Raw genomic sequence first — 12,760 nt, 5'->3', positions numbered from 1 at the left:
TATGGGGTGTTCACCACGCGCCCCGAACTCGTCGGCACCTTCGGCATGGTCGGCTCGACCCACTGGCTGGCCTCCTCGGCGGCCATGGCCGTGCTGGAGGACGGCGGGAACGCCTTCGACGCCGCCGTCACCGCCGGATTCGTGCTCCAGGTCGTGGAACCGCACCTCAACGGCCCCGGCGGCGAGGTGCCGATCATCTTCGCGAAGGCCGGGTCCGCCCCGCGCGTGCTGAGCGGCCAGGGCGTCGCGCCCGCCGCCGCCACGATCGACCACTACACCGGCCTCGGACTCGACCTGATCCCCGGCAGCGGCCTGCTGGCGGCGACCGTGCCGGGCGCGTGGGACGGCTGGCTCACGCTGCTGCGCGACCACGGCACCAAGACGTTGCGCGAGGTGCTCGACCGCGCGATCGGTTACGCCAGGGACGGGTTCCCGCTCCTCGACCGCGTGGTCGACACCATCGAACGCGTCTCCGACCTCTTCCGCGACCACTGGACCACCTCGGCCGCGCAGTGGCTGCCCGGCGGTGCGCTGCCCGCGCGCGGTGGCCGGTTCCGCAACCCGAAGCTCGCCGACACCTGGGAGTGGCTGCTCGCCGCAGGAGAGGCCGCGGGCGCCGACCGCGAGGCGCAGATCGAGGCCGCGCGCAGGGCGTGGTCGCAGGGCTTCGTGGCCGCCCAGGTCGACGAGTTCTGCCGGACCGCCCACCGCGACGACTCCGGCCGCGACCACGCCGGTGTGCTGACCGGTGCGGACATGGCGTCGTGGGAGGCGTCGTACGAGGACGCGCTGACCGCGGAGTTCGGCGAGTGGACGCTCGTCAAGGCCGGCGCGTGGACGCAGGGACCCGTTCTGGTGCAACAGCTCCGGCTGCTGGAGGGCTACGACCTGTCCTACGTGGACGGCAGGCCGACCGCGGAGACCGTGCACCTGGCGGTCGAGGCGGCCAAGCTGGCGTTCGCCGACCGCGAGGCCTGGTACGGCGACGTCGGCGACGTCCCGCTCGACATCCTGCTGTCCCGCTCCTACGCGGCCGAACGCCGTGCCCTGATCGGGGAGAGCGCTTCCTACGAGCTGCGGCCCGGCTCGCCCGGCGGCCGCGCACCCGTGCTGCCCCGGCACATCACCGGTGGACCGGCCACCCCCGTGTCCGACCCGACCGGTGCGATCGGCGAGCCGACGGTGGCGCGCTCCGGCGTGACGCGCGGCGACACCGTGCACGTCGACGTCGTGGACCGCTGGGGCAACATGGTCTCCGCGACCCCGTCCGGCGGCTGGCTCCAGTCCTCGCCGACGATCCCGTCGCTCGGGTTCTGCCTGGGCAGCCGCGCCCAGATGTTCTGGCTCGACCGGGGACTGCCGAACTCGCTCGCCCCCGGCAAGCGCCCGCGGATCACGCTGTCGCCGTCGATGGCGCTGCGGGACGGGGAGGCCGCACTGGCGTTCGGCACGCCCGGCGGGGACCAGCAGGACCAGTGGCAGCTCGGCTTCTGGCTCGCGCACCGCGCAGGGCTGAACCTGCAGGAGGCGATCGACTCGCCGATGTGGCACTCCAACGCGTTCCCGAGCTCGTTCTACCCGCGGGCCTGGACACCGGGGAAGCTCGTCATCGAGTCACGCGCCGGCGTGGACGTGCTGGCAGCGTTGCGTGCGCGTGGCCACCAGGTCGTGGACGCCGGCGAGTGGACCCTCGGCCGGATGTCGGCCGTGGCCAGGGACGCCGCGGACGGGCTCCTGCGCGCCGGGGCCAACCCGCGCGGCGCACAGGGGTACGCGGTCGGTCGCTAGCTCAGCCCTCCACCAGCGCGGTGCCGTTGTGCACCGCCGTCACGTTCGGACCGTTGAGGTCGTGCAGCGCCGTGACACCCGCGCGGTCGCCGAGCTCGCTGAGCTGCGTGACCGGGTCGAGCTGCGGCAGCTGCGGAACGGCCTGCGGGCTCGCGTTCGCGGTGCCGGCCAACGCGGCCAGCGCACCGGCGGCGATCCCGGCGGAGGTGACGATCTTCTTCAGGCGCACGGCGGTTCCCTCTCTTCAGGTGCTGGAGAAAGTGGAACGGCGCCCGGTTCGAGGGGGAGGGAACCGGGCGCCGCTCCGGTCAGGAAGAACTGGTCAGTTCAGCGGCGGACGATCAGATGCCGACGATCAGATGTCGACGGAGGCGTTGCCGGTCGGCACACCCGAGGGCTCGGTCAGGCCCAGCAGCGTCGCGGTCGCACTGGAGTCGACGTTCTCGACGATCGCGTTGACGTCGGGCTGCTGGGCGTTGAGCGCCTGGACCTTGCCGTCGACGTCCTTGGTGTTGACGGAGGCGAGGTCGCCCACGGACGCGACGTCACCGAGCTGGCCACCCAGGTCGGGAGCGGTGTGGGCGTTGGCGTTCGCGGTGTCCGCGTGCGCGATGCCACCCAGGCCGAGCATGACGGTGGCGCTGCCGAGGGCCACGGCGGCCCCCGCGACGGTCTTCCTGAGGTTCATGGGCGCGAAGGTTCCGCACCCGACCCCTCTACATCAAGCTGCGTAATCCGGGAGGGGGAAGTTCTTCACACGTTCGGTGAGCTGTTCGGCGCAGCATTCGAAGCCGCCGCAACAACTGGCGACTGGGAAATGACCGGCACGTCGTCAGGCGATGGCGCCGGGCGGCAGCTTCAGCTTGAACGGCAGCGTCGTCACGACGGCCAGATCGGACGCGGTCGCCTTCATCAACGACGGCGCGTTGCGCGCACCCGGTTCCGGCAGGTCCAGCAACCGGTCCACGGCCTCGATCAACGGGCCCTCGTAGATCCAGACGGCCTGCGCGGGCCTGGCCGAGTCGCGCACCGCGGGCAAGCGTCCCGCGCGGGCCTCGGTCTCCGACCAGAAGAGGATCGAGTCGATGAACCCTCTGCGCTGTTTGAACGCCATGATGCGGTCGAGCTGCCCGGCGTCGTCCCTCAGGTGCAGGAACTGAAACCCGTTTTCGCGCAGCTCGATGACCTTGCTCAGTGCGTGGTCCATGGCGCACCTACCCCTGTGAGGTCCCCATCAGGTGACCGTTCAGTCATACGACCCGAAAGGATCGTACGGTAAGTCAACGTTCGCCCGTAAGTCGTAGGCCGAACGAGTATCTCAATTGGTGGACGTTTGTGGCTTAGCGTAGTCATTCATCTTCTTGCGAGAGGAAACGGCCAGGACGGCCGTCACGGTTCGCGTCAAGAACGCCAAACCACCTAATGTGACTAATGTCACGCTGATCCACATGTGTCGCCTCCGAACGGTGACTTACACAGGTAGACGTCTAGCACTCGTCGGCGGTTGCAAGTGGGAGCGACTCACTGAGCCGGTCGATTCTCCCGGCTGCGCCGCTCGGACCGGTGATCTTTTCTGGCCTGTTCCCTCTGAGTTTGCTCGGCGAGCAATGCGGCCACGGTCACGGCCCCGCGGGCGTTGTCGTCCAGTCGCCGGCGGCGGGAACCCTCGTCCGGGTCGGTGGTCGGGTAGTTCGGCACGCGCGGCAGGACCTGCGTGTGGTCCTCGTCCTCCGCGGCAGCGACGGCGGGAACGGCCCGCTTGCGCACGCGCGGCAGCTCGATCGTCACCTCGGCCGCCACGATCGCGCGCGAGTCCCGGTGCTCCCGCGCCGGGGTGATCTCGGTGCTCTCCTCCGGCACAGGGGCCGCTGCCTCCGGCGCCGGCTTCGGCTCTGGTTCCGGCGTGGGCTTGGGCTTGGCCGGCGGCCGGGAAAGCCTGCGCGCGAGCTTGTGGCTCGGTTTCTCGACGAACCGGTAGCTGAGCTCGACGAACGCGAACGTGGCTGCCACGGCGATCACCACGGCCGGCAGCAGCGGAACGGCCGGGCGCAGCAGGTCCAGCACGGCGAACGCGATCAGGCCGTGCAGCAGGTAGATGGAATAACTGCGTTCGGACAGCGCGATCCAGAACTTCCGCTCGCGCAGCCGCGGCTCGGCGAACAGGCCCATCAGGAAGCACATCACCGCGATGGCCAGCGCCAGGCTGTACGAGTTGTCGACGCGGCCCAGCTTCAGCAGGTCGCCGAGCACGTACAACGACCACGCCAGCGCCGTGTAGACGCCGCCGGCCCACAGCGGGATGCGCTTGGTGGTGGTCGCCCAGATGATCTGGCCGATGATCGGAATGGGCAGGTACGAGACGTTCACGGCGAAGAGCGACCACGACTTGCCGAACTGGGCCCGGCTCATCAGCACGATGAACACGAAGGTCAGCTCGATGGCGAGACCGAGCCACACCCAGCGCTTGAGCACCGGGATCAGCAGGATCAGCACCAGGTAGAAGATGACCTCGACGATCAGCGTCCAGGCCACGCCCACCAGCACGACCTGCGGGAAGATCAGGTAGTTGACCAGCACGGAGTTCGTGAACAGCGTCCACGCGCTGATCGTCTGGGCCTGGCCAGTCGCGAGCAGGCCGCCGCCGACGGTGATCAGCAGCGCGGTCAGGAGCACGGTGAAGATCATCGGCGGGTAGACGCGCGAGAGCCGGTTCAGGCCGAAGCGGGTCTGGCCGTGCCGCAGCGCGATCGGGGTCACGACGAACCCGCTGACCAGGAAGAAGAACGGCACGGCGACCTCGCCGATGCCCTGCAGCGACATGTGGAACGGGTCGCTGGACACGGCGTTCAGCACGTCGAAGAACCGGGATTCCTCGTCGCGCTTGCCCACCCACTGGGCCGCGATGTGGCTGTAGAAGACCAGGAGGGCGCCGACGGCCCGGCCGATGTCGATGAACGCGACCCGCGTCTTCTCGGAACGTGCCTGGTCAGCGCCGGTCTGGGTGCGTGCTGGTGACTCCAGCGGGACCGACCCCCTTCGCCCTCGTGCGGTCCCGGACCGCCGTTGCGGCGAGAAGAGTAACGGGCCGGGCACCGTCAGTAGCCAGGGGAGCCCGCCGTCCCCCGTCCAGCGGGTACAACGACGTCGGCGGCGCCGCGATGCGGTCGTCCGGCCGTGAATCAGCGCGCAGGGGCGGACGCGGACCGCTTCTTCTCCCACCGGCGGATGCGCCGGTGCACGGCCATCTCCACGTAGCGGTGCAGGACCTCGGTCACGGCGGCGGTCAGCAGCAGCGCCACGAGCAGCGCCGGGACGTTGCCGATCTGCGGTGCCAGCGCGGCGAGCGTGGGGTAGATGCAGACCGGGTGGATCAGGTAGATCGCGTACGTCCGCGCCGACCAGGCCTTCACGAACGCCGACTTGGTGACCGGACCGCCCACGTACATCATCACGAGCACCAGCAGGATGCACAGGAACGCGGTGCGCACCATGCCGCCGCCCGAGTACGCGTACCCCCCGAGCTTGTCGGCCCAGACGAACAGGCCGAAGTGGACGGTGCCGATCGCGAGGCCGGTGCCGACGTGCACCTTGCCGGACCGGACCAGGGTGATCAGCTGGCCGATGAAGATCAGCGTGATGAAGCAGGCGATGACACCGATGCGGTGCACCGCATCGGACTGCGGGCCGCTGGCGAGCGAGAGCGTCAGGCAGATCAGGGCGGCGGCGGCCGCCGGGGGCAGCCACGGTCGTCGCCGCAGCAACGGCATCGTGGCCGCCACGTACGAGTAGAACGTGATCTGCAGCAGCAACGTCCAGGTGACGCCGACCAGGATCACGGTCGGCGTGGTGAAGAAGCCCGCCAGCGTCACGCCGGTGAGCACGTCGAGGAAGCTCAGCGACGTCTGCTTGGTCTCCGCGCGGAACACGCCGAGGTTGATCAGCACCGCCGAGATGACGAGCACCACCACCAGCAGCGGGATGATCCGGCCGAAGCGGCGCAGCAGGAACTGACCGGGCCGTTCCCGGTCGGCCACGTGGGTGACCACCATGCCGCTGATCACCATGAAGATCGTGACGTCGGTGAACGACAGGTGCGGGTTGAGCTGCAGCGGGTCGGCCAGCACCGTCCGGACGAAGTCGCTGAACGAGAACTCGCGCTGGTTCACGGCGAACCAGTTCGCGGTGTGCACGTAGACGCCGACCGTGGACGCGATCACCCGCAGGAGGTCCAGGCCGTGCATGTAGCCGCCGGACGCGCGCGGGCGGGCCTGCGCGGTCGTGGGCACGTTCGTGAGCGTGTTCATGTCGACTTCCCGAAGCAGCGGTGCAGCAGCTCGGCCCCCAGGCCCCACACGGGCAACGCCACGAGGTAGTTGAACGGGAGCGGCAGCAGCCCCAGCAGCGGGTAGGCCAGCACACCGCACAGCAGCACCAGGGGGAAGGCGCGGCTGACGAGCCAGTCGACCGGCCGCGGCCGCGCGGTGTGCGGCTCGCCCTTCACCGCGAGCTGCACCAGCATGAACGCGACCACCGCGGCGACGGTGAACCACCACAGGGCGGCCGTGCGGAACAGGTGCTCGGTCACCGCCGGCACCACGAAGCAGATCAGCACCAGCGGCGCGACCTCCCAGAACCGCCCGAGCCCCGTGCGCAGCAGCAGTTGCAGCTCGCCGCAGATCGGCAGCGCCACCAGCGCGGCCAGGACCGCCAGCTGGTCGAGGTCCGTGACCCCGGCCACCACGAGGAGCACGACCACGACGGTGAGCTGCGCGGCGACCGCCACGACCGGCCTGCGCGGCAGCAGCACCGCGGACCCCGTGCAGAGCACCGCGAAGACCACGACCGCCAGCACCGCGAGGGCCGGCGGGTTCTCCCGGTAGTCGACCACCAGCGGCAACGGGTCGGCGAACAGCGAGAAGAGCACGCCGAGCACCACCGCGACCACCAGCGGCAGACCGGCCTGCCACGCCAGCCGTCCCAGGAACCTCGGCAGCCCCGTGCTCATCGCCCGCGCGAACAGCAGGTGCCCGGCGCACACCAGCAGCAGCGACAGGCCGAGGAGCCCGAAGTCCTCACCGAGGCCGAGCGGCCGGTTGACCCACTCCCGCACGACGACGAGCCACTCCGGCGAGTGGCCGTGCCGGTTCAGCCACAGCCCGCCGAGGACGCTGTAGGCGACCAGGGCGGTGCCCAGCGCGACCGGTGCGTGCAGGCCGGGTGGCCGCGCGGTCACGGCCACGACCGGCTGGGTGACGGGCTCACTCATCAGCGGCCAGCACCTCGCGCTGCGCCTCGCCGAGCTCGGCCGTCTTCTCCCGCACCCACCGGGACGTCTTGCCGCGCACCTCGAGGCGCACCACGAGGTCCTCGTGCGTGTAGACGGTCCGGGTGAGCAGGCCGTCGCGGGAGCGGTGCACGTGGGTCTCGGCCGGCTTCAGGCCGTACTCCTCCTGGAGGTCCGCCAGCTCCGCCGCGAGGTCCCGGGCGGCGTCGGCGTCGCGGACCTGCACGACCGCGAGCGTGGCCTTGCCCTCGGGGTAGATCGACACCGCCATGCGGGCACCGGAGGCGTCGGCGTCGGCGTACTCGACGACTTCGTCGTCGGTCAGGAAGCCGACCTTGGTGACACCGCCGAACGTGCGGATCGGCTGGTAGTTCTCGTGCACGCCGCCCATGTCGGCCAGCGCGAGCCGGTCGGCGGGCACGCGCCCGGCCTCACCCACGGGGCGGGCGTCGCGGGCACCGGCCAGTTCGAGGTCACGACCCCAGGCGAGCCAGCTGCCACCACCGATGACCAGGAGCACCGCCACGACCACCGCCGTGCCGACCGCATGGCGCAGGCCGTTGCGGCGCACGGCTGCGCCCTGGCTGCTCCCGGTCACGTACGACCCCCATGTCCCGGCTCACACCGATGGTCGCGAGCCGGGACAGATCGTACGAGATCGGCGCAGCTCAGAGGGGGCGAAGCCAGAGAGTTATGAACTTCGTCTCGGCTTCGTCGGCCATCCTGATCAGCTCGTCGTCCGACCGCTCGCCCGCGACGGGTCCGTTGTCGTCGACCGGCGTCAGCTGGTAGCCGAGCTTGCGGTAGGTGAGGAGCACCTGCGCCGCGTCGTCGCCCAGCTCGCCGATGGCGTCCGGACAGAACTCGCACACGACGTGCGGGCGGTCGCGTTCGAGCACGTCCGTCAGCCCGGCGAGGGCCCGGTGGTCGCGGCCCTGAAGATCGACCTTCACCAGGCTGATCCGCTGCCGGGTGACCTCCGCGCGGCTGTCCAGGCGGACAGCGGGGACCGTGACACCGGTGACGCCGTCGCCGGCGTCGTGCACCCGGTGGTCACCGCTGTTGAACTCCTCCTCCTGGACGAGCACGACCTCGGTCTCGGTGTCCCACGCCGCCATGGACAGCACGGTCACCCGGTCGGCCACCGCCGGCGGGAGGACCGTCGCCACGTTGCGCCGCAGGTACTCGGCCGTCACCGGGTTCGCCTCCACCGCCACGGCGGTGATCGGCGCCGAGGACCGCTGGAGCAGCCGCAGCGTGTGGTAGCCGACGTGCGCGCCGATGTCGAGGAACGCGCCGTCGCCGACCAGCTCCGCCATGAGGTCGGCCTCGCTGACCTCCCACGAGCGGTGGTAGGTCAGCCACGGCAGCACCACGTCGTCCTCGGGCACCAGCAGCGAGCCCACGTCGCAGAGCACGACCTGGGCGCCCCGCGGCACCGGCGCGTGGTCCAGCCGCGCGGCCTCGTGCACCGCGGTGAGGTCGCGCCGCACCTGCTGGAGCGTGAGCTCGTCCTGGTCGATCCGGACGTCGCGGTCGGCGAACATCTCGTGGTTGCGCCGTTCGGCGTCCGCGAGCTGCTCGCGCACCGAGCCGACCGCCCGGCTGACCTCGGTGACGTCCGTGCCGACCCTGGCGACGTCCTCGTTGACCTTGGCGAGGTCGCGCAGCACGCCGTCCACGTCGGGAGCGGGAACCTGCTCCAGCCGTTCGATCCGCTCGATCGTCTTGGCGACGCTCTTCGCCACGTCGTCGAGGCGGTGGGTCAGCGAGCGCTCCATCGAGTCCATGCGCGCGAGCATCTGCCCGGCGGTGTCCTCGACGCCGTCCACCAGCGCGCCCATCACCTTGCGCTGGTGCACGTCGTAGTGGTCGATCACGCGCAGCACGGCCCGCCGCATCGCCGGCGCACCCGGCAACCGGGACGGCGCACTGGCCTCGGGCTGCCACAGCAGCGCCTGCTTCGACTCGCGCAGCGGCTGCAACGGGTCGGCCGACGGGCTGGGAGCCGCCGTGGCGTACCGCCGGCCCCGCCAGCTCTCGTAGGCGTTGCCCAGGTGCTCGCGCATCCACTCGGCGGCGGTGTCCATCGACCTGGTGCGCAGGATGTGCTCCCGCGCGGCCAGGCCGCGGCGACGTGCCTCCGCCGGGTCGTCGGCGATCTCCCGCATGGCCCGCGCGGCGGCGTCCAGGTCGGGATCGGCCCACACCGCGGTCTCGTGGTACGGGAAGTTGCCCTTGCCGACCTCGACCAGCTCGTACGGCACCGGCCAGCCGACGCTCGAGTCGAAGAACTCGGTGGTGCTCGAGTAGTCGGTCGAGATCACCGGCAGCGCGCGGGCCATCGCCTCGGCGACGGTCAGCCCGAAGCCCTCGCTGCGGTGCAACGAGACGTACGCGGTGCTGTTCGCGTAGAGGTCGTGCAGCTCCTGGACGCTGAGGTAGCGCTCCAGCAGCTCGATCCGCGGGTCGCCGGCGGCCAGCACGCGCAGGCGTTCCGCGCTGAGCGGGTGCAGCTTGCCGTTGATCGCCTTGATGACCAGGCGGACGTCGTCGCGGCCCTCGAACGCCTTCTGGAACGCGGTGACCGCGCCCCACGGGTTCTTGCGCTGCCCGATGCTGTTGAAGTCGAACGCGAAGAGGAACTGCACCGGACCGGTGGGAGCAGGGGCGGGCTCACCGGGGTCGCGCACCGGCACCGGGATCGTCCTGACCGGCACCGGCGAGTGCTGCGCGATGGCGTCGCGGCAGAAGTCGCTGACCGTCCACACCTCGTCGACGAGCGCGAAGGCTGCGTGCAGCCACTCGGGGAAGTCCTCGAGCTTCCCACGCCCACAGCCCGATGCGGTAGCGGTGGTGACCCACACCGGGGTGGTTGCCGAGCACGGCCTTGGTCTGGTCCGCGTTGACGGCGAGCACGCTCACCGGGAACCGCGGGTCGCCGAGCGTCTCCGGGTCGTCGACGTCCGTGCGGTTGGAGACCAGCCGGTCCTCCACCACGGACACGATCGGCACACCGGCGAGGTCGATCGCGTCGTGCACGATCCGGCCCATCTCGCCGAGCCCGAGCTCCGCGGTCAGGTAGCCGAGCAGGTTCACGCCGAACTCGTCGACGGGTTCGCGCACCGGCTTCGGCTCACCGGGCAGGCCCCACGTCGGCAGCATGCCCTCGGAGATCCCGGAGGCACGGCACCAGCTGCGGAAGTCCGCGGCGTCCGCGCCGAGCACGTCCGGGAACGCGAGCTGCAGGTCGGTGCGCGCCTCGTAGACGGACATCGTCATGCGGCTCAGGCCGGCGGCGGCCTGTCCAGGGGTGGCCGGCGAGGTCAGCCACTCGCGGAACGCCCGCCCGCCATCCGCACCGAACGCGTGCGGCGGGATCTCCGTGTCGTGCTTGGAAACCCGCTCGTGCGGCACCTCGGCGCGAATCCACGCGCTGCGGTACATCGAGCGCATGGTCGGGGTGAGCTTCGAGCCGTCCGCCATCTTGTTGAAGCCGTACGGGATCGCGTCGAGCGTCTCGGCGTACCCGTTGGCCTGCAACGCACTTCCGTAGTCGTCGCAGATCGCCTTGAGACCGGGGTTCTCCGACAGCAGGATGCGCGGCTTGCGCTGGCAGTGGTACGTCAGCAGCCACGGGTGCTCCGGGCGGTAGCCGCTGAAGTGGAAGAACCGCAGCGGGTGCCCGTCGGCGAAGTAGGTCTCGCCCCTCTTCTCGACGTGCCGCTCGTGCAGGTTCCAGTACGCCACGTTGAAACCGGGGTCGCGCAGCACGTGGTTCGGGAACAGGGCGGGCACCTGGTCGACCCAGCGCTGGTCGGTGAAGAGCTGCCGTTCGGGCGCGACGATCGCGTCGTGCCGCAGGCGTTCCGCCCAGAAGTCGAGGAACGGCTCCGAACCCGGACCGGTCGCCACGAACCCCAGGTTGAAGATGCCGGTGCCCATGATCACCGCTTCGCTGGGTTCCTTGCCGTCACGCGGCAGGGGCGCCAGGAAGTGCGGCGTGAGCACGATGCCGTGCTCCATCGCCAGCTCAGCGAGCTCCGGCATCGGCGCGAACACCTTGATGTCCGGGTCGATGTACATGACGACGTCCGACCCGCCGCGCAGCCGGCGCAGCAGGTACGGCTTCACCGCCGTCGCGAGCTCGGTGACCGAGTACGCGGTGGCCATCCGCAGGTAGTCGAGCTCGTCGATGCCCGCGGTGGCCGGGCCGACCACCCGCACGCCGTCCTCGTCGACGGCGCTGTCCCACTCGGCGTCGATGACGAGGATGACGAACCGGTGACCGGGGTGGTGCCGGAGGTAGGAACGGGCGAGAACACGGGCGGCCGGCAGGTAGTTCTGCGCGACCACCGTGCAGGCGGTGACCTCAGGCATCAGCGGGCATCGCCTTGAGCTGGGTCTCCGCCGCGGCCTTGAAGAGCGCCAGCGCCTCGGTGAGGCTCGCCGCCGTCACGTCGATGCGCACGATGTACTTGTCGCTGGAGTAGTGGCCGCGGATGCGCGCGGGCTGACCGTCCTTGGCGTCCACCTGGGTCGCGCCGGCCTTCTCCGGCACGTCGGAGGTGATCTCCTGCATGCCGTTCGTGACCTGGATGGTCTTCAGCTCCAGCACACCGTTGTTCGCGGCCACCTCGTCGGTCGCCGTGACGATCATGATCGTGGTGTTCGCACCCTTGGCCGGCGTGGCCAGGCTGAGCTTCGACTTGGCGCCACCCGCGGTCTTGTACGCGGTGACCTCACCCGGCGTCAGGTACGGCGGCTTCAGGTTCTCGATCTGGGTGAAGTTCGTGATGTCCTTGCGTTCCTGCGGGTTGCCGGCGACCTTGCCCACCTGGATCGGGTCCGGCGGCGCGCTCTGCGTGGTGCTCGTCGGGGGCGGGGTGCTCGTCTGGCCACCCGCGCTGTTGTCACCGCCGCGACCCCACAACCAGTAGGCGCCGAAACCGAGACCGGCGAGCAGGAGCACGGCGAGGACGATGCCGATGACCTTGCCCTTGCCGCCCTTGCCACTGCTGTCGTCGAAGACCTCCGGCCCGTGTGTCCACCCCGGCGTCGGCTGGTTGATCTGGTCGAAGTCACCACCGACCCACGGCGGCGGCGCCTGCTGCCCCTGCCAGTTCGGCTGCGCCTGCCAGCTCGGCGGCGCGACCGGCGTCACGAACTGCGTGCGCTCGGCGTCGGCGTTGGGCCGCTGCTGCGTGTTCACCACCTGCGTGGCATCCGGGTTGGCACTCTTCTGCTGCTGCTGCGGCTGCTGCGGCTGCTGTTTCGGTTGCTGAGTGCCCACGACCTGGGTCGCGTCCGCGCTGGGCGCGTTGGGCGGCACCGCCTCCCACTTGAACGGGGGAGCGAACGGCGCCTGCTGCTGCTGGTTCGGAACCGCGGAACCACCCGCCGAGCCCGCGAGGATCTCGTCCCTGCGGCGGCGGTAGTCATCAGCCGAGATCCGACCAGAGGCGAGTTCGTTGTCGAGCTTCTGCAGCTCGTCTTGCCAGGTCACCCCTGGCACCCCCTTCCGCGCGTACATGACCCGGACATTGTGCCCGTGCTCGTAGAACCGATCGTTCCGGCCTCTCAAGTCGTGACCTGGTTGTGGTGGGAGGCACCGTCACATTGACCACATGCCGGGGTTCGGTCTCCGTAAGGCGCAGGTCGGGGCGCTGTCGGCGTTCTGCTCGGCTT

General features: G+C 70.4%; 11 protein-coding genes. 1 reads left to right on the top strand and 10 read right to left on the bottom strand.

Translation table 11 applies throughout. The features are described from left to right. The first annotated feature begins 6 nt into the window (after window positions 1–6). A complete protein-coding gene (locus tag ACVDFE_RS05815) occupies window positions 7–1,788 on the top strand; it encodes a gamma-glutamyltransferase family protein (RefSeq protein ID WP_458429812.1) in 1,782 nt (593 codons plus the stop codon). Between the two features lies 1 nt (window position 1,789). Here ACVDFE_RS05815 and ACVDFE_RS05810 read toward each other — a convergent pair whose 3' ends face one another. The 10 genes from ACVDFE_RS05810 to ACVDFE_RS05765 form a co-directional block, all read right to left on the bottom strand. Next, complete coding sequence (locus ACVDFE_RS05810) at window positions 1,790–2,017, bottom strand: hypothetical protein (RefSeq protein WP_458429811.1); 228 nt, start codon at window positions 2,015–2,017, stop codon at window positions 1,790–1,792. Between the two features lie 126 nt (window positions 2,018–2,143). Continuing rightward, complete coding sequence (locus ACVDFE_RS05805) at window positions 2,144–2,476, bottom strand: hypothetical protein (RefSeq protein ID WP_360397044.1); 333 nt, start codon at window positions 2,474–2,476, stop codon at window positions 2,144–2,146. A 144-nt stretch (window positions 2,477–2,620) separates the two neighbouring features. Continuing rightward, complete coding sequence (locus ACVDFE_RS05800; RefSeq protein WP_053732108.1) at window positions 2,621–2,995, bottom strand: hypothetical protein; 375 nt, start codon at window positions 2,993–2,995, stop codon at window positions 2,621–2,623. Window positions 2,996–3,309: 314 nt separating this feature from the next. Beyond that, window positions 3,310–4,881 carry an acyltransferase family protein gene (locus ACVDFE_RS05795; RefSeq protein ID WP_458429810.1) on the bottom strand — a complete coding sequence of 524 codons (1,572 nt, stop codon included), beginning with the start codon at window positions 4,879–4,881 and terminating at the stop codon, window positions 3,310–3,312. 86 nt (window positions 4,882–4,967) lie between these two features. After that, entirely contained in the window at window positions 4,968–6,092 is a 1,125-nt protein-coding gene (locus ACVDFE_RS05790; protein WP_458429809.1) for an acyltransferase family protein, read from the bottom strand. Then, window positions 6,089–7,054, bottom strand: a complete 966-nt coding sequence (locus ACVDFE_RS05785) for a hypothetical protein (protein WP_458429808.1) — start codon at window positions 7,052–7,054, stop codon at window positions 6,089–6,091. Before ACVDFE_RS05785 ends, ACVDFE_RS05790 begins: the two co-directional genes overlap by 4 nt. Continuing rightward, on the bottom strand, window positions 7,047–7,670 hold the full coding sequence (locus ACVDFE_RS05780) for a hypothetical protein (protein WP_458429807.1): 624 nt from the start codon (window positions 7,668–7,670) through the stop codon (window positions 7,047–7,049). Before ACVDFE_RS05780 ends, ACVDFE_RS05785 begins: the two co-directional genes overlap by 8 nt. Window positions 7,671–7,740: 70 nt before the next feature. After that, the gene (locus tag ACVDFE_RS05775; protein WP_458429806.1) at window positions 7,741–9,843 is read right to left on the bottom strand and encodes an FkbM family methyltransferase; all 2,103 of its coding nucleotides are present in this window, start codon (window positions 9,841–9,843) and stop codon (window positions 7,741–7,743) included. Then, entirely contained in the window at window positions 9,749–11,452 is a 1,704-nt protein-coding gene (locus tag ACVDFE_RS05770; protein ID WP_458429805.1) for a hypothetical protein, read from the bottom strand. The genes ACVDFE_RS05775 and ACVDFE_RS05770 overlap by 95 nt, the downstream gene beginning before the upstream one ends. After that, a complete protein-coding gene (locus ACVDFE_RS05765; protein WP_458429804.1) occupies window positions 11,445–12,578 on the bottom strand; it encodes an SHOCT domain-containing protein in 1,134 nt (377 codons plus the stop codon). Before ACVDFE_RS05765 ends, ACVDFE_RS05770 begins: the two co-directional genes overlap by 8 nt. Between the last annotated feature and the right edge of the window lie 182 nt (window positions 12,579–12,760).

The sequence above is a fragment of the Lentzea chajnantorensis genome (assembly GCF_054300775.1).
The sequence above is the reverse complement of the archived record's forward strand: the minus strand, read 5'-3'. Positions and strand labels throughout refer to the sequence as shown.